The sequence below is a fragment of the Neobacillus sp. 204 genome, assembly GCF_046562815.1.
GTDB lineage: Bacteria > Bacillota > Bacilli > Bacillales > Cytobacillaceae > Neobacillus.
Window position 1 is genome coordinate 159,405 of record NZ_JBJORY010000010.1, and the last position, 19,252, is coordinate 178,656.

19 protein-coding genes and 1 riboswitch are annotated in these 19,252 nt (G+C 40.8%); of the genes, 7 read left to right on the plus strand and 12 right to left on the minus strand.

Annotation, left to right across the window (positions count from 1 at the left end; translation table 11 throughout):
* Positions 1-72 precede the first annotated feature (72 nt).
* The 9 genes from hxlB to ACJ004_RS20840 form a co-directional block, all read right to left on the minus strand.
* Positions 73-621: a 6-phospho-3-hexuloisomerase gene (gene hxlB, locus ACJ004_RS20800; protein ID WP_410895047.1), complete on the minus strand. Its 549-nt coding sequence runs from the start codon at positions 619-621 to the stop codon at positions 73-75.
* The gene (hxlA, locus tag ACJ004_RS20805) at positions 615-1,256 is read right to left on the minus strand and encodes a 3-hexulose-6-phosphate synthase (RefSeq protein ID WP_410895048.1); all 642 of its coding nucleotides are present in this window, start codon (positions 1,254-1,256) and stop codon (positions 615-617) included. The genes hxlB and hxlA overlap by 7 nt, the downstream gene beginning before the upstream one ends.
* Before the next feature lie 141 nt (positions 1,257-1,397).
* Positions 1,398-2,375, minus strand: coding sequence for a LacI family DNA-binding transcriptional regulator (locus ACJ004_RS20810; RefSeq protein WP_410895049.1), 978 nt, complete (start codon positions 2,373-2,375; stop codon positions 1,398-1,400).
* A gap of 122 nt (positions 2,376-2,497) precedes the next feature.
* Positions 2,498-3,781 carry an MFS transporter gene (locus ACJ004_RS20815; protein ID WP_410895050.1) on the minus strand — a complete coding sequence of 428 codons (1,284 nt, stop codon included), beginning with the start codon at positions 3,779-3,781 and terminating at the stop codon, positions 2,498-2,500.
* A 1-nt stretch (position 3,782) separates the two neighbouring features.
* A complete protein-coding gene (locus ACJ004_RS20820; protein WP_410895051.1) occupies positions 3,783-4,742 on the minus strand; it encodes a sugar kinase in 960 nt (319 codons plus the stop codon).
* On the minus strand, positions 4,730-5,497 hold the full coding sequence (locus ACJ004_RS20825; RefSeq protein ID WP_410895052.1) for a sugar phosphate isomerase/epimerase family protein: 768 nt from the start codon (positions 5,495-5,497) through the stop codon (positions 4,730-4,732). The genes ACJ004_RS20820 and ACJ004_RS20825 overlap by 13 nt, the downstream gene beginning before the upstream one ends.
* 211 nt (positions 5,498-5,708) lie before the next feature.
* Positions 5,709-5,942 (minus strand): hypothetical protein, encoded by a 234-nt coding sequence (locus ACJ004_RS20830; protein ID WP_410895053.1) that lies wholly within the window; start codon positions 5,940-5,942, stop codon positions 5,709-5,711.
* Entirely contained in the window at positions 5,935-6,786 is an 852-nt protein-coding gene (locus ACJ004_RS20835; protein ID WP_410895054.1) for a ParM/StbA family protein, read from the minus strand. Before ACJ004_RS20835 ends, ACJ004_RS20830 begins: the two co-directional genes overlap by 8 nt.
* Positions 6,787-6,975: 189 nt before the next feature.
* Positions 6,976-7,941, minus strand: a complete 966-nt coding sequence (locus tag ACJ004_RS20840; RefSeq protein ID WP_410895055.1) for a quinone oxidoreductase family protein — start codon at positions 7,939-7,941, stop codon at positions 6,976-6,978.
* Positions 7,942-8,141: 200 nt separating this feature from the next.
* Between ACJ004_RS20840 and ACJ004_RS20845 the strand changes: the two genes are divergently transcribed.
* The 6 genes from ACJ004_RS20845 to ACJ004_RS20870 all read left to right on the plus strand — a co-directional run bounded on the left by ACJ004_RS20845 (position 8,142) and on the right by ACJ004_RS20870 (position 14,544).
* A complete protein-coding gene (locus ACJ004_RS20845) occupies positions 8,142-8,897 on the plus strand; it encodes a class I SAM-dependent methyltransferase (RefSeq protein ID WP_410895056.1) in 756 nt (251 codons plus the stop codon).
* Between the two features lie 585 nt (positions 8,898-9,482).
* Positions 9,483-9,902 (plus strand): MarR family winged helix-turn-helix transcriptional regulator, encoded by a 420-nt coding sequence (locus ACJ004_RS20850; RefSeq protein ID WP_410895077.1) that lies wholly within the window; start codon positions 9,483-9,485, stop codon positions 9,900-9,902.
* Positions 9,903-9,915: 13 nt separating this feature from the next.
* The gene (locus ACJ004_RS20855) at positions 9,916-11,130 is read left to right on the plus strand and encodes an MFS transporter (protein ID WP_410895057.1); all 1,215 of its coding nucleotides are present in this window, start codon (positions 9,916-9,918) and stop codon (positions 11,128-11,130) included.
* 91 nt (positions 11,131-11,221) lie between these two features.
* Complete coding sequence (locus tag ACJ004_RS20860) at positions 11,222-11,416, plus strand: hypothetical protein (protein WP_410895058.1); 195 nt, start codon at positions 11,222-11,224, stop codon at positions 11,414-11,416.
* Positions 11,417-11,513: 97 nt separating this feature from the next.
* Positions 11,514-11,694, plus strand: a riboswitch (Lysine riboswitch).
* A 128-nt stretch (positions 11,695-11,822) separates the two neighbouring features.
* Positions 11,823-12,710 carry a 4-hydroxy-tetrahydrodipicolinate synthase gene (dapA, locus tag ACJ004_RS20865; RefSeq protein ID WP_410895059.1) on the plus strand — a complete coding sequence of 296 codons (888 nt, stop codon included), beginning with the start codon at positions 11,823-11,825 and terminating at the stop codon, positions 12,708-12,710.
* A 226-nt stretch (positions 12,711-12,936) separates the two neighbouring features.
* Positions 12,937-14,544 carry a ribonuclease J gene (locus ACJ004_RS20870; RefSeq protein ID WP_410895078.1) on the plus strand — a complete coding sequence of 536 codons (1,608 nt, stop codon included), beginning with the start codon at positions 12,937-12,939 and terminating at the stop codon, positions 14,542-14,544.
* Positions 14,545-14,606: 62 nt separating this feature from the next.
* Here ACJ004_RS20870 and ACJ004_RS20875 read toward each other — a convergent pair whose 3' ends face one another.
* Together ACJ004_RS20875 and desA are read right to left on the minus strand one after the other, a co-directional pair.
* Complete coding sequence (locus ACJ004_RS20875; protein ID WP_410895060.1) at positions 14,607-15,122, minus strand: response regulator; 516 nt, start codon at positions 15,120-15,122, stop codon at positions 14,607-14,609.
* 262 nt (positions 15,123-15,384) lie between these two features.
* Entirely contained in the window at positions 15,385-16,419 is a 1,035-nt protein-coding gene (desA, locus tag ACJ004_RS20880; RefSeq protein WP_410895061.1) for a Delta(5) desaturase DesA, read from the minus strand.
* A gap of 408 nt (positions 16,420-16,827) precedes the next feature.
* Here desA and ACJ004_RS20885 point away from each other — a divergent pair, with 408 nt between their 5' ends.
* On the plus strand, positions 16,828-18,273 hold the full coding sequence (locus ACJ004_RS20885) for a DEAD/DEAH box helicase (RefSeq protein ID WP_410895062.1): 1,446 nt from the start codon (positions 16,828-16,830) through the stop codon (positions 18,271-18,273).
* Between the two features lie 295 nt (positions 18,274-18,568).
* Here ACJ004_RS20885 and pgmB read toward each other — a convergent pair whose 3' ends face one another.
* Complete coding sequence (gene pgmB / locus ACJ004_RS20890) at positions 18,569-19,252, minus strand: beta-phosphoglucomutase (protein WP_410895063.1); 684 nt, start codon at positions 19,250-19,252, stop codon at positions 18,569-18,571.

Genomic DNA, 19,252 nt, shown 5'->3' on the forward strand with positions numbered 1-19,252 from the left:
TTATTCTAATACATCCGAGGGGGCTAGTCTAGGTGGTGTTAAATGGATTGAGTGCCTGACACCATTCTATTCCTATTCTAAATTGCTATGTCGTCCGAACGCTAGTGTGTGGTCTACTTCATTGAGCTTGCTGAATAGCAAGCAAAGGGTATCAAATAGAATATGAGCACATTGGTCGAATAACGAACCAAGCGGCTGGATCGTCTCTAACTCATTCTCGCGCCGATATTTTGTCGCTGCCGGTACGTGAAGAATCTCGGTTGCCGCACTTGCTAATGTGGACTCTGGATTAGTAGTAACAGCCATTACCGCACAGCCCAGTGACTTCGTTTTTTCAGCTGTCCAAACCACATTTTTCGTTGTACCTGAACCCGAAATGGCTACTAAAAGGTCACCTTCTGCAATCGATGGCGTGATGGTTTCCCCTACAACAAAGACCGTAGCACCAAAATGCATTAAGCGCATGGCAAATGATTTTGCCATTAAACCGGAACGCCCCTCCCCGATGACAAAAATCCGCTTCGCTTTTTGCAATTGAACCGCTAACTCCTGAAGCTGAGCCTCATCCACTTGACTAAGGACTGTTTCTACTTCATTTAATATAGTAGGAATCACTAACATGTTTTAATCCCCTCCGTTTGTAGAATAACTTGTTTAAAGTGTGCCGCCGCTGCTGATGGATTTTCTGCCTTCGTAATCGCTGAGCCAATGATGACCACAGCTGGGTTCAGTGACTCGATAAGGTTCCCAATCGAATCAAGCTTAATCCCTCCTGCAGCTGCCACTTGAAATGCTGAGAAATCACTTGGTCTTGTTCCTTGATTTTGACTGCCTAATTCCTCTTGTTGGTCCTTACTTACATGCTCGCAAAAAATGGCGTCTGTGTATTTCTGTAATGCCTTTTTTTGTTCATTCAATGTATTTAACAAGTCAATCATGACCTTTTTCTGATAACGATTGGCTACCTCCATACAAGTATCAATGGTCACGAGGGGAGAAACACCCATAACGGTCGCTACATCTGCCCCCGCATCAAAACACAGTTCAAATTCATAACGGGCATTATCTATCGTTTTAATATCTGCAACAATTTGTTTATGAGGAAAAGCATGTTTCATTTCTTTAATACTCGCAACACCAAATTCTTTAATTAGCGAAGTCCCAACCTCAATCCAATCGATGGAATCCTCCACATTTTTAGTTAATTCGATCGCTTCAGCTATATCCATTCGATCCAAAGCCAGTTGTATTTTCATCATCAAACTCCTTTTTATGGACTTGGGTGATAAATCGGTTTACTAAATCGGTTTATGAACTGATTATACTTCATTTATAAGCGTTCTTCAATGGACAAAATGTGCCCGAACCTTTCCTGGTGTCAGGCACTAACGAATTGTTTACAACATCCTGCTTGGAAAAACAAACACTTCAGGGTGTATGTTTTCTTTATTAATCTGTTCAAATAACAGTTCGGCCGCCTTTTTTCCCATGTCTGTTGCCGGCTGAATAATAAAGGAAATGGGTGCCTCTAGCAAATGGGCAAATGGGATATTATCAAATACAATCAATTCCAGCTCATTCCCAAGCTTGATTCCTTTTTCCTTTAGAAATTCAAGCACCGCCAGTAAGACACGGTCATTACCTGCAAAGAGTGTTGTTGGTTTAACCTCTAATGAAAAGAGTTGTTCAAGTTTGCTTTTCATTTCGGGAATGCTTGCTTCGATGATGAAATCTGGATTTACCTCTAAATCGGCATCGGTTAATGCCTTCTTATATCCTGCTAATCGGTCGATACGGGTACTTACCGTTAAAGGCTGCACCACAAAAGCAATATTCTGGTGTCCTTTTTCAATGAAATGTTGCACGGCTTTGTAAGTAGCATCAGTATTATTGGTTATAATTGAAAACACATCAAGATTCTCCACTTTTCTATCTACAAACACAGCCGGATAACCCTGCTTCACCATGCTTTTGTATAAATCATTATTTTGCCCTGTCGGAAAAATAATCAGACCATCGATTTGCTTTGCTCTTAACATTTCAATATATTTCTTTTCCTTTTCAGGGTCATCATCGGCGTTACAGACAATAGCATGCAAATCATGTTTATGACAAAAATCCTCAATGGCACGGCTGACTTCGGTTGAAAAATAATGGGTAATATTCGCGACAATGATTCCAACCATAGAGGTCCGCTTTTGCTTTAGACTTCTTGCGATAAAATTGGGCTGATAGCCAAGCTCTTCAATGGCTTCTTCAATCTTATGTTTCGTCTTTTCCCCCATATATTCAAAACGCTTATTTAAGTATTGAGAAACGGTACTTTTCGATACACCGGCCGCTTTAGCTACGTCGGCCATTGTTACTTTTTCCATGCCTATCTTCCTCTTTCCTCTTACTTCACTGACTTCATTTTAGCCGCAAAGCTGCTAATTTTCCACCACCTAAATAAGTAACAGCTTTGGAAAAAAATCCAAAGCTGTTACCCCAACCTTTTTTAAGCACTCACATTTACATTAGATGGTTCGCTTTTATCCTTCTTGGCTGCTTTTACTGCCATGATCGTTAAGATCGCTGAAAGGAATAGAGAGCCTGCCATGAAGATATAAGAAGCACTGAATCCACCTGTAGAATCATTTAAGTATCCTACGATATAAGAACCAACAAATGAGCCTAACGCACCCATACTGTTAATAAGAGCCATTGCGCCTCCTGCTACATTACGCGGCAGGATTTCAGGAATGATTGCAAAGAATGGACCATATGGAGCATACATCGCACCACCGGCAATCACCAGTAAGACAAATGAAATCCAGAAATGCTCTGTACCAATTGCATAAGAGGCATAAAACGCGACGGCACCAATTAATAGAAACGGCCAAACAAATGCGTTTCGGTTTAATGTTTTATCAGAGAAATAAGAAGCCACTAACATAAGGATAATCGCTAAAATATACGGTACAGAAGATAACCAGCCTGTTTTTACAATATCCATATTTGGCGCGGCTTTAATAATCGATGGAAGCCACATTACAAATCCATATACACCAATGCTCCAAAGGAAGTATTGCGCACTTAACAAAATAACTGGTTTTGACTTAAAGGCCTCACCGTAATTTTTAACCGGCTTGATCCCTTCTTGTTCTTTTGCTAATTGTTGTTCGAAATCATTCTTTTCTTGCTCAGTTAACCATTTTGCTTCTCTTGGTTTGTCATTGACAACTTTCCACCAAATAAATGCCCAAATCACGGCAGGAAGACCTTCAGCAATAAACATCCATCTCCAGCCCACAGAGTTAACTAAATAACCAGAAACAATTGACATCCATAATACCGTTGCTGGGTTTCCTAGAATTAAGAACGTATTCGCACGAGAACGTTCTGCTTTCGTAAACCAGTTACTTAAAAGCACTAGCATGGATGGCATTACGGCACTTTCCACAACCCCAAGGGCAAAGCGAATCACAAATAATAATTTAATATTTGATATCATACCAGTAAAAGAAGCTAATAACCCCCATGCAATCAATGACCAGAAAATTAGTACCTTCGCACTTTTTTTCTCGGCAAATGCAGCACCAGGCACTTGGAAAAAGAAATATCCTAAGAAGAATAGAGAACCAAGTAGAGATGAAGTACCTGCTGTAATGTGAAGATCCTCGGCCAATCCTGAAGCAGCACCGAATCCATAGTTGGCACGGTCAAGATAAGCAAGACTATACGTAATAAAAGCAATTGGAATAAGACGCAGCCATCGTTGTTTCGCAATCGTTTGTTTCATGTTATTTCACTCCCTCTAATTGATTTTCTATATATTTTTCTAACTCTGCTTTGGTTGGATAGCCATCATTATCACCAGGTGATTGAACCGCTAACGCACCAATCGCATTGCCTCTTAAAACCGCATCATGAACATCGAGACCTTCTAATAATCCACTGATCACGCCAACCGCAAAGCCATCACCAGCACCAACGGTATCAACCACTCTTTCCACATGGAAACCGCGAACGGTACCTTCTTCTGTTGCTGATTTATAAAAAGCTCCCTCAGCCCCGAGCTTAATAACTACCAGCTGGGCGCCCTTTTCCAAGTAAAAGGAAGCGATTTCACGCGGTTCCTTAAAACCTGTTAGGATTTCACCCTCAGCAATTCCCGGTAAAACATAATCTGCCTGGAAAGCTGTTTCATTGATTTCCTTTACCATTTCTTCTTGTGATACCCAAAGAGTAGGTCTTAAATTCGGGTCAAAGGAAACCTTCTTGCCATTCTTTTTCATAACCGATAAAGCGTGTTTTGCAAAGGCTCTTGCACTTTCCGAGAGGGCAAGTGGAATCCCCGTCATATGCAAATGCTTTGCACGTTGAAAATACTCTTCATTGAAATCGTCGCTAGTTAGATGGCTTGCCGCCGAGCCTTTCCGAAAATATTGAACTTCTGGGTCGCCTTCTACCACCATTGATTTTAATTGAAAACCAGTCGGATACTTTTGGTCAATCAAAACATGGTTAATGTCAACGTTTTCATTTTTGAGCCTTTCGATGACAAACCTTCCAAACGCATCGTTTCCGACCTTACTAGCCCAACCAGAGCGCAGCCCAAGTCTTGCAAGGCCAATGGCTACATTGGTTTCTGCACCGGCAAGTTCACGGGTAAATTGACTGACTTCATGTAAGGAACCTGGATGATTGGCCATAAACATCGCCATTGCTTCTCCAAAAGTAATTGTATCTAATTGTTGCATGATAAAGCCTCACTTTCCGATATCATCTGAATAAACTCTTTCGTTTTCTCCTTTGGTTCAATAGGAAACTCCAGTGCCCTCATCATTTCAGCCGGAAAACGATTCATTACCTTCTCCCAACTGTGACTTCCGTCTTTTTTTAATGGTACAGTGATGAACTCTCCATTATCATCTTCTACCTGTTTTAAATGTAGATAATGAACATATGGTACAAGTGTGCTTACTGCATCGTCCACATCCTGGCCAGAATAGTACCAGTTACCGACATCAAATGTCATTTGAACTGGTGTATCCTGTTCGGAGGCGCTTTCAAAAAAGGATGTTAATTGATTGATATTCCCACCATGAAGCGTTTGGTCATTTTCTACAAATAATTGGATTCCCTGATGCTGATACAAGAAGGTATTCAGTTCGTTAAGATTGGATTTGCCTTTTTGAAAATGCCCAAGAGATACTTTAATCCATTTAGCTCCCAGCTCTTTTCCTTCTTGAAAGATCTCGTTTAATTCCTTTTCGTTTAACCCGTGATCCTTTTTCCATAATTCGATCGGAGCCGAGTACACGGTAAATAGTTGATATTGTTCAATTTCTTGTCTAATTCTATTAAGTCGTGGATCTTGTTCCGATAATAATTCACGGCGAATCTCTATTCCAAATGCGCCAGACTCGGCAATGAGCTTAATAAATGATACTTGCCCTTTCTTTAACACTTCAAATCTATCAAATGCGTTTATCGGGACAATTACATTTTGCATAACCATGACCCCTTTATAAGTATGTGTTCATAAACCGTTTTAGTAAATCGGTTTAGTAAATCGATTTATTCATATTATAAACCCAATGAAAGCGCTTTTGCAATAAAAAGTTTTTTATTTTTAGATAATCGTTTATGGTGCCTATCACCTTAACTGCCGTCCCAAGTAAACCCGACAGCATGGATTCCAAAAAAAAGACCCCGTATAGGGGTTAGAGACCAAAGCTTTTCAACTTCGACTTGTCAATTGATTTTTCCTGTTTCATTTCTAACTTTTCATGATCTTTCCGAATTACTCCGCCACCCTGTTCCATATCTCGTTGGATCAGGCGTTTGATATATGTGGCAAATTGAGTGAACTGGTTACAATGTTCTAGAAGTTCTCTTTCGAAGGGGTCATCAAGGTTGAAAGGGACTGACTTGACTGTTCGGTTCAGTTTATTCATCAGTAAAGACCGCTTTCCCCAGAGTATAAAATCCGAAAGCATTGGCATATTGCGGACTGTATGTTTTGGCTCCGTTTGTCCGGTAGTGGACAGGTTTGATTAGTTGGATATTTTTAAAATACTCTTTCATATAGGGGAGAAGATATTCAGCAATTCCCCCGCAAAGATAGGTAGGTTCGGCCAAGTGCCACTTGCCTCGCAGTTCCGCCAGGATGGCTACGGCCATTTGGTTTTCTGTCATTTCCCTGTGTGTTTCTGCCCCGAAAGCAAGAGTCCCGCTTTTCCTGTCAATAAAGTAGCCATCTTCCACTCTTAAATAATTGAAGGTACTACTTCCAGTGTCGATGATGTTCGCAATCTCCTCCGGCCTGTCTGCCATGCTGAAGTATGCCCCGGAACCTTCAGGCGCGACTTTTACTTCCTCAATGTCAAACGTTTTCTTTACATTGTTCACCGTGATGGTGTGGACCCCTAACAGCATGTTCTCAATCTTTTCCCTGTCTTTTTTTACCATTCCATGGATTGGCTGCCCAACCACTACACAGTTCCCTTTCGTTTTTCCATACTGATGAACTGCCACCAGTACCCTGATCTTTGTTTCTTCGTGCGCTTTCGAAATATCTCTCGGCTCTCTTATTGCATGACATTCCCGCCAGGCGATATTCCCTACGAACAGTTTCTCTTCGCCGTACTCGACGATGTAGTCGCCGATTCCCATTTGATTGCCCAAATGAAGATGGCGGTATGGGCCAATTGTTGACCTGAACTTAAACACCTCGTCCTTCGTTCTTCCTTTCACCTCGTAGGCACCAGCATCGATCGCTAAAATCCATTTGTCATTCATTTTTCCTTCCCCTTTTAACAATATTGTGACAGTGCACATATGTCATACATCTAACTTTTTTTAAGCCTATTATATGAGTTAAGTACCACATGTGACACACACCTGTCATACAATACTATTCATTGGAAAAAAGAATAATTCTTAGAACAAATAAATTTATTTTTGAGGTACGGTAGGACTAATATCTCTTTAAGGAATTAATAAGATTTTCCCTGTGCTCTTTCGGCTTTCTAGATAACGGTGTGCTTCTTGTCCATCGCGCAGTGCGAAGGAAGTCGGTTCAGATACTCTTATCTTTCCTTCCTCCATCCACCGGAATAGTTCTGAAGAACGAGTTATTCGCTCTTCCCGAGATGTAAGCACATTCCATAAGTCTCCTCCCGTCAAGGTTTTTGATGTATCCATTAACATTCTTGGATCAACCAAGGCAGGGTCTCCACCTGCCATCCCGTAAAAGACAACCGTTCCCCCGGTACGAATAGCCGCAAAACTGTCTTGAAGCGTAGAACCTACTGATTCATAGACAACATCGACCCCTTTGCCATTTGTCGCACTGAGAACTTGATTCTTCCAGTCATCCTTGTATAAGAAAACTTTATCCGCTCCCGCCTCTTCTGCCGCAGCCGCTTTTTCCTCGGAAGAAGTTAAACCAATTGCAGTCCCGCCAAGTAATTTCACCATTTGAACAAGGAGCTGCCCAACGCCGCCCGCTGCTGCATGAACTAGGACGATATCATTCTTTTTCACAGCATAACTATCCCTTGTTAAATAATGAGCCGTCAATCCTTGTAACAGCACAGAAGCACCTTCCGCAAAGGAGATGGTTTCAGGGAGAGGGATTGCTTTCTCGACAGGAACGGCAACTAACTCTGCATTGGCGTACGGTACATCGGCAAAAGCAATCCGGTCCCCAACAATGATTCCTTGTACATTTACTCCGACCTTTGCGACGATTCCTGCCCCTTCATACCCTAGGATATAGGGAGGCTCTCCCGAAAGATGATAGTTCCCTTTTCTTCTATATACATCAGCAAAGTTCAAACCAATGGCTTTCATGCTTACCAATATTTCATCCGGACCAATGGATGGTTCTATGATTTCGGTATACTCCAGGACCTCTGGTCCGCCAAACGTATTAAACACAAGTGCTTTCACATGAATAACCTCATTTTATGTTAATTTTTGCATTACATTTTTATTAAATAGAATTGTTCTAGGGATTGCAACTTACTGGTCCTATTACGAGTAAGGACTGTAAAATCCTACTTGATATTGGTCTGAGGTTCGCGTAGTTTCTTTTTTTATCTTAAAATAGAAATGAACCATCTACTCTTTGAGATGAAAAGGAGACCTATATGGATAGGAATAAATTTTCGGCGATTGCCCATCGTAATCATGCCTTTAGTAACCCCATCAGTGAATCAAAGATCATGAAGATGCTTGAAATTGTCTCTCCTAATGCAGCTGATAAAGTGATCGATATCGGTGCAGGAAAGTGCGAACTATTGATTCGGTTGGTGGAAAAGTACCAAGTATCTGCAATAGCAGTCGAGTTATATGAAGGGGCTATTAAGGAAGCAAAGCGGAAGGCAAGCAACAGAATTCCTGATGGCAGCATTGAGTTTATCGTGGATGATGCTACCTCGGCGGTCGAAAAGTATGAAGATGCTGACTATGATTTTGGAGTTTGTATCGGCTCAACTCATGCATTAGGCGGAATACAACCTACCCTCCAGACGTTGAAGCGACTAGTAAAGAAAAATGGCTACATTCTGATTGGTGAAGGCTATTGGAAGCAGACTCCTAGTCCTGCCTATTTAGAGGCGCTTGGAGGGGCCGACGAGTCAGAGTGTAAAAGCCATGCGGATACGGTTAAGACTGGTGAAGAATTAGGGTTAATCCCGCTTTGGTCGTATGTGGCTAACGATGATGACTGGGATGAATACGAATGGCTGTATTCCATGTCAGTCGAAAATTATTGTCTTGAGAATCCAGATGACCCCGATTGTGATGCCATGCTGGAGCGGATTCGAACATGGCGCCGGACATATTTGACCTGGGGCAGGGATACGTTAGGTTTCGGGTTGTACTTGTATCGAAATAACAAATAAACAAAATTCATGGGTTTGGTAATTGTTATACCAAGCCTTCCAGCCAATCTAATCAATCGTTTGATTAGTTTTTTTAAAAATAGAATTCCCCCCCTTAAGAAAGCCTTCAATACCAAGGCTTCATCCACATGTAATCAAACGTTTGATTAGTATTTTTTTAAAATACCTTAACCCTGGAAAGCCTTATACACCAAGGCTGCAGCCAGTTTTAATCAAACGTTTGATTAGTTTTTTCAGGTAAACCCCACTTATCCTCTGAATGACTTCATTACTGTGTATCCCGCCTACTTTTAATCAATCGTTTAATTAGTGCTCTCAATAAGTCTAACGAAGCCCTATATGACTTCATTTCCAAGGCCCCATCCCCCTTTTTAATCAATCGTTTGATTAGTTTTTCTAGAAACAACCCATTCTCTCAGAAATCCATATATACCAATGTCCCAGCCCTTTTCAATCAAACGTTTGATTAGTATCATCTCGATATTTACCATTAGACATTCTATGAAGACTTCTGATACACTAATATAGTTACCCAAGGTAATTATTACTCTAGCTAACTATTTTAATTAAATCGGGGTGATTTAAATAAAAACTTCGCAAAAATTCTTTCACCAATTATTGTTATTGTACCGCCCATTTGAAAATAAGTTGAATTTTCATTTGGCTGAACATCAACTGCACAGAGCGCAATGGTCTATTTTTCACTACTTAACTAATTATGGTTCTGCCACACTTGTGGAGCTATCACATTATTTATATGTGGAAAAGCCCACTATAACCCGGACCATTAACCGGTTAGAAGAACTGGGGTATGTCGAGCAGGTACCTAGTAAGGATAAACGTGAAAAGAGAACCCAGCTGACAGAACTAGGAAGAAAAATATATACGGAGGTTCGTGTCACGATTAATCAATTTGAAGTGGATATATTAAAAGGAATCACCGAGCATGAACAGCTTGAGGCCATCCGGATTATGGGAGAAATTCGAGATAATATTATTAAGTAAGGGGTTAAAAAACGTGAATCAACCAAGAGCTAAACTTTGGACCAAGGATTTTACAATTGTTTCCGGGGTCAATTTTTTCATAACGTTAGTCTTTTATTTATTAATTGTCATCATCGGCGTTTATGCCGTAGATGAATTTAATGCGTCGACAAGTCAAGCAGGGCTTGTAACAGGGATTTTTATTGTCGGATCATTAATTGGCCGGTTGTTAATTGGCAGATTTATTGAATCAATTGGCCGCAAGAAAACGTTATTCATTGGTATCATCTTTTTTATTTTGACGCTTCTTTTATATTTTGTGAATTTCGGGATTACCTTCTTGCTTATTACCCGGTTACTTCATGGGATTGCAGCAGGAATGGTTGGCACAGCAACGGGAACAATTGTGGCCCAGATTATCCCTGCTACGCGGAAAGCCGAAGGAATTGGCTATTTCAGCATGAGTGCCACACTGGCTACAGCAATTGGCCCTTTCATTGGACTATACATGACCCAGCATACAGACTTCCAAATGATCTTTATTTTCTCGCTTGTATTAGGGGTAATTAGTTTGATCACAGCGTTCTTCGTGAATGTGCCACAATTGGAAGTCTCCGCCAAACCAACTGAAACAAAAGGATTTAAGCTTTCAAATTATATTGAGCCAAAAGCACTTCCAATCGCGGTTATTACTTTAGTAGTAGCCTTTTGTTATTCTAGCGTTCTTTCTTTTATTAATTTTTATGCGATAGAAATCGACCTAGTTAGTACAGCAAGTTTCTTTTTCTTAGTCTATTCCATCGCCGTATTGTTATCTCGCCCCGTTACCGGCCGCTTAATGGACCTGAAAGGGGCCAACTATGTTATGTATCCTAGCTTTATTGCCTTAGCTGCCGGTTTGTTTCTACTTAGTTCAGCAAGTGTCAGCATCACTTTATTAGCATCCGGTGTTCTGATCGGCCTTGGTTTCGGTAACATGCAATCAAGTACTCAGGCAGTCGCCGTAAGAGTAACCCCTCCCCATCGGATGGGATTAGCAACATCAACCTTCTTTATTTTTCTTGATGCTGGGCTTGGATTCGGTCCATACATCCTTGGATTCATTATTCCACTAACAGGCTATAGTACTCTTTATGTGATCTTAGGTGTTGTTGCTTTAGCAACGATTGTTCTTTATTACTTCCTGCACGGGAAGAAAGAACTTCCAAGCAGGACAATGGTAAATGAACCAACACCGGGCACTCATTGATTTCTATAGCCAGCCTTCCGACGGCAGACATAAAACCAGTTTCAAGCAAATATGATTAACATATGAATCCTAATTAAAGGAGCCGGTGGCTATGATACTTTTTAATAAAATTGCATTATCCTTTGTCGTATTCTTTTCCTTTAGTGTGATCATAAATACTTATTTAGGTGAAAAGGAACGGGTTCAATCTGATGTTATTTACTTTGTTATGAACGGGTTTGCTTATATTGTTTCTGCATTAGAGGTAGAGAAAGAAAAACAGCTTTTAGAAACGGCAGAAATTTGACGGTGATTTCAAATATAGGTCCATTTTCCCTTGAAACAAAAGAAATATTCTGATATATTTACAATCAATTATATATTTTCTTACTTCAATACTTTGAAGTGAGGATAGAGGCGCAAAGACCATTAGTACACAATAAGAGGATAATGAGATCCAGTGATGATTGTGAAAAGGGGAATTTGCCGAAGCTTCAATGATTCTCATTTATCATGAAGCTGGTTCTGCTATTGAATAAATACAGAACTGTCATATAGGAAACTATATGGAGGGCTATCTTACGCACGGGAACTTATTTTTTTATGTTTCTACTGCAACAGCGAACCCTCGTTGTTGCTTTTTTGCGTTGAATTTTGAATGGCCTTACCCACCTCTAAATTTTTAAAAAAATTTATTAAAAGGGTGAGAAAAGATGAAATTTGGCCAAGTTTTAACCGCTATGGTTACGCCATTCGATCAAAATGGTGAGGTAGATTTTAACGCAACAAGAAGACTAGTAGATTATTTAATTGATAATGGGACGGATGCACTTGTCGTTGCTGGTACAACAGGAGAATCGCCAACCTTAACGACAGATGAAAAAATCGCACTATTTAAATTTGTTGTTGGTGCCGCTAAAGGAAGAGTTCCAGTCATTGCTGGCACTGGCTCAAATAACACGCGAGCTTCGATCAGTTTAACAAAGCAGGCTGAGGAAGCAGGTGTGGATGGGATTATGCTTGTTGCTCCTTATTATAACAAACCATCCCAAGAAGGTATGTATCAACACTTCAAAGCGATTGCTGAAGCCACATCATTACCGATTATGCTTTATAATGTCCCTGGACGAAGTGTGGTCAATCTGGCGGCAGAGACCATTGTTCGCCTGTCACAAATCAAGAATATTGTCGCCGTAAAAGAAGCAAGCGGCAACCTGGATGCCATGGCGTCTATAATTAGCCAAGCCCCAAGTGATTTTACTCTTTATAGTGGTGATGACGGCTTAACATTGCCGGTTTTAGCCATTGGCGGAGCCGGGGTTGTATCCGTTGCTTCCCATGTCATTGGGAATGAAATGCAAGAAATGATCAATCACTTTAAAAACGGCCGGGTCCAAGAAGCAGCTACTTCCCATCGCCGCCTTCTTCCGCTTATGAAGGCATTATTTGCTGCCCCTAATCCAGCACCAGTCAAATCAGCTTTGAACATGAGCGGGGTACAAGTTGGCGGACTTCGATTGCCATTGCTCCCTTTAAGTCATGAAGAAGAAAAAGCATTGCAAGTTGTTCTACCTGCAGCCAAAATCGAAACGTTGATTTAAAGTGATTACTAATTAATCAAAGGCTGCCAACTACCATAAGCATGGGTGTTGGCAGCCTTTTGTTGTCTATATAGCTAAAAGTTTTCACTCTTCTTTTTCAATAAAGTCCGTCCTAAAGGGCATACTATTCTTATTTACTTGGAATAGGGAGGATTATCACTTGCAAACAACTGAACAGCAATTATCCATATTCGCTTTAGGCGGCATCAATGAAATCGGTAAGAACATGTATGTGGTTCAATACGCAGACGATCTTTTTATCATTGACTGCGGCGGTAAGTTTCCTGATGAAAGTTTATTAGGAATTGATTTAATTATCCCAGATATTACCTATCTAGAAGAAAACCAGGAGAAGATTCGCGCTTTAATTGTGACACACGGGCATGAAGATCATATCGGCGGGATCCCTTATATTTTAAGAAAATTGAACATCCCGATCTACGCAACCCGTTTTACACTGGGTCTCATCGAATTAAAAATAGACGAGCACCGGTTGAAGGGTAACACGAAGCTCTTGACGATTGACACTAATTCCAAGCTTGAGTTTGGAGAAACGACTATTTCCTTTTTCAGAGTAAGTCACAGTATCCCGGACTGTCTCGGCATTGTGTTTCATACTCCGGAGGGGAATGTGGTTCATACCGGAGACTTCAAATTTGATTTAACACCTGTGAATAATCAGCATTCAGATATTCATAAGATGGCCGATATTGGTCAGCAAGGTGTCTTAGTCTTAATATCAGAAAGTACCAACGCAGAGCGTAAGGGGTTAACACCATCCGAGCAAATGATTGGTGGCAATTTGGATGAGGCCTTTATGAAAGCTGACGGGAAAATCTTTATCTCCACCTTTGCTTCTAATGTGAATCGTGTTCAACAGGTGGTTGCTGCTGCAATAAAGGCAAAGCGTAAGATCGCACTCCTTGGCCGGAGTATGGTAAATGTGGTCTCAGTTGCGATAGAGCGTGGTTATTTAACCATTCCAGATGGGATGATCATCGAACCACGCGAAGTTGATAGACTTTCTCCAGAAAAGGTGGTCGTCCTTTGTACTGGAAGTCAAGGAGAGCCAATGGCTGCCCTTGCTCGTTTAGCGAGCGGAAACTTTCGCGATGTCTCCGTTTATCCCGGAGACACGGTTATCTTAGCGGCCTCACCAATACCAGGCAATGAAAAGGATGTTTCACGAATCATCGACAACTTATATCAACTAGGTGCTAATGTGATCTATGGCTCTGGAAGTTCAACGGGTATGCATGTTTCCGGCCATGGCTATCAAGAAGACTTAAAGCTCATGTTGACGTTGATGAAACCGACCTATTTTATTCCTATTCATGGGGAGTATCGAATGCTGCATCATCACCGGTTATTAGCCGAGTCGGTGGGTGTAGAGAAAGGAAACACCTTTATCATTAAAAATGGTGATGTTGTCGATATAGAAAACTCTGTTGCCCGTCAGACTCGGTCGATTCCAGCAGGAGATACTTATGTGGACGGGATGGGTGTTGGTGATGTCGGGGACATTGTGTTACGAGACCGGAAACAACTTTCCGAGGATGGAATGCTTGTTATTGTTATAACGATTAATAAATCGGACCGAAGGATTATCTCTGGACCTGACACCATTACACGTGGTTTCGTGTATGCAAGAAATTCGGATGAACTTCTAAAAGAGATTAACCGCCTTGCTAAGAAAACCATTAATGACTTGCAAAGTGAAAACATCAAACAATGGAATGTCATCAAACAAAACATCAAAAAATCCGTCGGACAATACCTATTCGCCCAAACAAAAAGAAAACCCATGATTCTGCCTATTATTATTGAAATATAAACGGTGTCAGGCACCATGTGAATTTTTCACATGGTGCCTGACACCGTATTTTTTTACTATTTTTAGCCTGTTGGCATTTTCATTTTATCGATTATGGTGGTGAGGTAGTTTCTGACTGTGGTAATTTTTGTTTGTGGCTGGAGGCGCCTTTGGAATTCTTCTATTCCATGTTCGTGCTCACTGGGGTCTTCATCGATAAGCTCCGGGCAGAAGATTCTATCTCCATCCACAATACTGCGAATGGAACTTGCTAATTCTTCACTCGGGCTATCCTTTAATAAATACCCTTTTACATCCGCCTGTAAGGCTCGCTGATAATATCCCCCTCGAGCAAAGGTTGTTAGGATCATCACCTTACATCCAAATGTCCTTAAGGCTTCTGCTGCTTCAAGGCCGCTCATTTCAGGCATCTCAATATCCATGATACAAACATCCGGCTGTAATCGGTGCACTAATGCAAGGGCTTCTTCCCCATTACTCGCCTGACCAACCACTTCCATATCCTCTTCCAAATTCAAGAGAGAACCCATTGCTCCAAGCAGCAGTTCCTGATCCTCAGCAATAACAATTCGAATCATATCTGTTCTCTCCTTCTCTGGCACCTGTTATGTAAATGCTCTTTTCGTAAACTTTGTTGCTTTTGGAACTTTATTAGGGTCATTTACTAAGTTTCTAGGCAATTTTCGCAAAGGTTTTTACGAAAAGATGCAACGAAGCATATAGTTTATACGGGTTGTTAAACTTTTATGAAAAACAACAATCTTTGCGACAATAGCCTTTGTAAATAGCAGCTCCCCTTCATGAAGGGGAGCAAGCCTGTTATCGTGATTTCATTTGTTGTTAGATTTCCGGTTTCACTTGTTGGACGGAAAACTTTTTCTTTGCTAAAGCTTTGACTTCTCTAAAACTCACGAAATTCTTTCGTTCCTCATCCCACAAACGGAATCGGATGGACCGTAAGCTGGTAGCCAGTGTAATGGTTGGTACGTTTTGAAGTGGCGGCGTATTTTTGTGCGCCTCTTCTAATTTATAGTTAGGAACTCTTGGGCTTAAATGGTGAACATGGTGAAAACCAATATTTCCTGTTAGCCATTGTAAAACTTTTGGAAGCTTATAGAACGAACTACCTTCTACTGCAGCTTTTACATATTCCCACTCTTTATCTTCTTCAAAGTAAGAATCTTCAAAAGTGTGCTGTACATAAAACAACCAAATGCCCGAGGCCCCAGAAATCATGAAAATTGAGCCCTGTACTAATAGAAATGCCTGCCATCCAACTGCCCAACAAAGCAAGACAATCAAAGAAACGATCAAGACATTCGTTAAATACGTATTATTACGTTCCTTCCTTTTAGCGCCTTTACGGTTAAATCGATTCTTAAGAAGGAACACATAAATCGGTCCTAAGCCTAGCATTACCAATGGATTACGATAAAAACGATAAGCTAAACGGAGTCTAAGTGGTGCAGCTAAATATTCTTCAACTGTCAGTGTCCAAATATCACCTGTTCCCCTTTTATCCAAGTTCCCGCTTGTGGCATGATGAACCGAATGCTCATGTCCCCATTGATCAAACGGGAAGATTGTTAACACACCCATGGCTGTCCCAACGATTCGGTTGGCACGTCGGCTTTTAAAAAAGGAATGATGGGTGCAGTCATGAAATATGATAAACATCCTTGTTAAAAATCCTGCGGCTACCACAATCGGAACTAATGCTAGCCAATAGGAAACGGATAAGCTTACATAGGCAAGGTACCACAAGCCAATAAATGGCAGGACCGTGTTAATAATTTGCCATACACTTTCTTTTGTCGTTGATTTTTCAAAGGGAGCCACTTGTTTTTTTAGAGTCTTCGTATTTTGTAGGGTCATTTTTTTGAATTCCCTTCCTTCTTTGTGTCGTTATAACAAAGTATAGACAAAGGAGTTTGTCCTTGTTAGTAGCAGGTGTCATGTACAGGGTATGACAAATGTCACATTACAATAATATTTTTCAGCAAAAAAGTGCCTGACACCAGATATAGCAACGTTTCTGATGTCAGGCACTTTTTTTCAAAATAATTTTTTTAATTAAATTTAAGCTCAGGTAATCCTTTTCCTCCCGCTTAAGAAGTATCCCTTAGATCGTAAATCAGGCCGAACAACGCTAATATTAATCACTGTTCGTTTTTTTCAGCTCTATCAAGTATAATGGAGCGTATTCAGATTATGCATATGATATTTCTTTGCGAGAAATCCTATAGATAAGCCGGATAATACTAATTTAAACGAGGTTAATATATGAGCGAAAAAAGTTTTACCGATTATAATTTAAGTGATGAAATCACAAGAGCACTGGCCATTTTAAAATATGACACTCCTACCGAGGTTCAAACTGAAGTCATTCCCTTAGCATTGACGAATCAAGACCTTGTCGTAAAATCACAAACAGGTAGCGGCAAGACCGCCTCTTTTGCTATCCCTATTTGCAACATGATTAACTGGGAAGAAAGAAAGCCACAAGCATTAATTCTTACTCCAACAAGAGAACTTGCTGTTCAAGTGCGCGAAGATGTGACGAATATCGGCCGATTTAAACGGATTAAGGCGATGGCCGTTTATGGAAAAGAGCCATTTTCAAAGCAAAAAGAAGAATTGCAGCAAAAGACGCATGTCGTAGTGGGTACACCAGGACGTGTCATGGACCATATTGATAGAGAAACCCTCATTCTTGATGAAATCAAGTATCTTATTATCGATGAAGCGGATGAAATGCTTAATATGGGGTTTATCGACGATGTCGAAGCGATCATTAAAGAACTTCCTTCCGACAGAGTCACCATGGTCTTCTCGGCTACCTTACCAGAGGATGTAGAAAACCTCTGCCATAAATATATGAAAAATCCTGTAAATATCGAGATCGCTTCTACCGGGGTCACGACGGATACGATTGAACATTTATTAATAGAGGTCAAAGAAGAAGACAAGCTTTCCCTGCTAAAAGATGTTACAGTTGTCGAGAATCCAGACAGTTGTCTTATTTTTTGCCGAACAAAGGAACATGTGGATACTGTCTATTCCGAATTGGAAGACGCCAATTATTCCTGCGAGCGACTTCATGGGGGCTTAGAACAACATGATCGTTTCGCCGTGATGGATGGATTTAAAATGGGGAATTTCCGCTACCTCATCGCAACAGATGTTGCCGCACGCGGAATTGATATTGATAATGTAACCCTCGTCATCAATTATGACGTCCCTATGGAAAAAGAAAGTTACGTCCACCGCACAGGAAGAACCGGTCGTGCCGGCAATGAAGGCAAAGCAATAACGTTTGCCACACCACATGAAGGGAAATTTGTTCGAGCGATTGAACGGTATATTGGCTTTGAGATTCCTAAAATGGAAGCACCCAAGCCTGAGGACGTAGCGAAAGGAAAAGACGCTTTCGAGGAAAAAATCGGCGGCCGTCGTGTAGTAAGAAATAATAAAACGGCCCGGATTAACCAAGGCATCATGAAGCTCCATTTCAGTGGTGGAAAAAAGAAAAAGATGCGCGCGGTCGATTTCGTTGGGACTATCGCGAAAATTCCTGGAGTCTCGGCCGATGATATTGGCATTATCACTATCCAAGATCAAATGACCTATGTTGATATTCTTAATGGCAAGGGCGCACTCGTCTTACAGGCAATGGAGAATGCCACCATTAAAGGGAAGAAACTAAAGGTCAGCAAAGCACTGAAATAAGGCTAAAAAAGGGGGCATTCAGATGCCCCCTCAGGCTGTCGAAAAACCCTCGGCAGCCTTTTATTTTATTCAGCCACTCCATTAATGCCAGCAGCCTATATCGATTTACCTTTCTATCCTCTGACTAGCCACCTTATCTTTAGGTGATAAGGTTTTGCTTCAAGCCATTTTAATCAAACGTTTGATTAGTTTTTCATTCTAGCAATAGCCCTATGAAGAAAACCTTATAACTCTAGGCTTAAAGACGATTTAATCAAACGTTTGATTAGTTTTTAAAGTTCGTTACGTAGTCCTATTATTTAGAACTCTTTAAGGAGTTTCCAAATGCCTCTTTAATACTTTTCCACTGGAGTTCAATGGTCGTTCCTACTTGGTAATCGGCATCACGAAGTGTATCTCCAACTGCTACTGAAAACATTTCGCTTGAGTTGATTGCCTCAATACCAGCTTGTGCATCCTCGATTCCAATTGACCGCTTAGGGCTAGCCCCTAGTCCCTTACAGGCTGTTAGGAAAATTTCCGGATCTGGTTTGGACTTTTTAATCTTCGCTGCGTCGGCAATATAATCAAAAGCTCCTTCTAATGCTAATGCTTTTAAGACTGTACCAGCATTTTTCGAAACAGATGCTAATCCAACTGGAATTCCTTCTGCTTTGATATTCGATATTAATTCTAAAATTCCAGGCAAAACATCGTTTGGGGTTAATTGTTTTAATAAGTCACAATAATGATGGTTTTTCTTATCCGCCATTTCTTCCTTTTCTACTAAAGTGAAGTCGTTTTGACGATTTCCTTCTTTTAAAATGATTTCAAGGGAATCCATACGACTAACACCCTTTAATCTTTCATTAAAAACCTCATCTATGACAATGTCTAGTTCCTCGGCCAGTTGTTTCCACGCTAAATAATGAAAATGAGCGGTGTCCGTTATGACCCCATCAAGGTCAAATACGACGGCCTCAATCGCTGGATTTAACAT

What these genes read in the sequence shown, in the direction of transcription:
- ACJ004_RS20860 (WP_410895058.1), top strand. Translation starts at nt 11,222, where the DNA reads ATGATACTTTTTAATAAAATTGCATTATCCTTTGTCGTATTCTTTTCC.
- ACJ004_RS20815 (WP_410895050.1), bottom strand. Translation starts at nt 3,781, where the DNA reads ATGAAACAAACGATTGCGAAACAACGATGGCTGCGTCTTATTCCAATT.
- ACJ004_RS20820 (WP_410895051.1), bottom strand. Translation starts at nt 4,742, where the DNA reads ATGCAACAATTAGATACAATTACTTTTGGAGAAGCAATGGCGATGTTT.
- dapA (WP_410895059.1), top strand. Translation starts at nt 11,823, where the DNA reads ATGAAATTTGGCCAAGTTTTAACCGCTATGGTTACGCCATTCGATCAA.
- ACJ004_RS20875 (WP_410895060.1), bottom strand. Translation starts at nt 15,122, where the DNA reads ATGATTCGAATTGTTATTGCTGAGGATCAGGAACTGCTGCTTGGAGCA.
- ACJ004_RS20830 (WP_410895053.1), bottom strand. Translation starts at nt 5,942, where the DNA reads ATGAATAAACTGAACCGAACAGTCAAGTCAGTCCCTTTCAACCTTGAT.
- hxlB (WP_410895047.1), bottom strand. Translation starts at nt 621, where the DNA reads ATGTTAGTGATTCCTACTATATTAAATGAAGTAGAAACAGTCCTTAGT.
- ACJ004_RS20825 (WP_410895052.1), bottom strand. Translation starts at nt 5,497, where the DNA reads ATGCAAAATGTAATTGTCCCGATAAACGCATTTGATAGATTTGAAGTG.
- ACJ004_RS20835 (WP_410895054.1), bottom strand. Translation starts at nt 6,786, where the DNA reads ATGAATGACAAATGGATTTTAGCGATCGATGCTGGTGCCTACGAGGTG.
- ACJ004_RS20870 (WP_410895078.1), top strand. Translation starts at nt 12,937, where the DNA reads ATGTATGTGGTTCAATACGCAGACGATCTTTTTATCATTGACTGCGGC.
- ACJ004_RS20810 (WP_410895049.1), bottom strand. Translation starts at nt 2,375, where the DNA reads ATGGAAAAAGTAACAATGGCCGACGTAGCTAAAGCGGCCGGTGTATCG.
- hxlA (WP_410895048.1), bottom strand. Translation starts at nt 1,256, where the DNA reads ATGAAAATACAACTGGCTTTGGATCGAATGGATATAGCTGAAGCGATC.
- ACJ004_RS20845 (WP_410895056.1), top strand. Translation starts at nt 8,142, where the DNA reads ATGGATAGGAATAAATTTTCGGCGATTGCCCATCGTAATCATGCCTTT.
- ACJ004_RS20885 (WP_410895062.1), top strand. Translation starts at nt 16,828, where the DNA reads ATGAGCGAAAAAAGTTTTACCGATTATAATTTAAGTGATGAAATCACA.
- pgmB (WP_410895063.1), bottom strand. Translation starts at nt 19,252, where the DNA reads ATGTTAAATCCAGCGATTGAGGCCGTCGTATTTGACCTTGATGGGGTC.
- desA (WP_410895061.1), bottom strand. Translation starts at nt 16,419, where the DNA reads ATGACCCTACAAAATACGAAGACTCTAAAAAAACAAGTGGCTCCCTTT.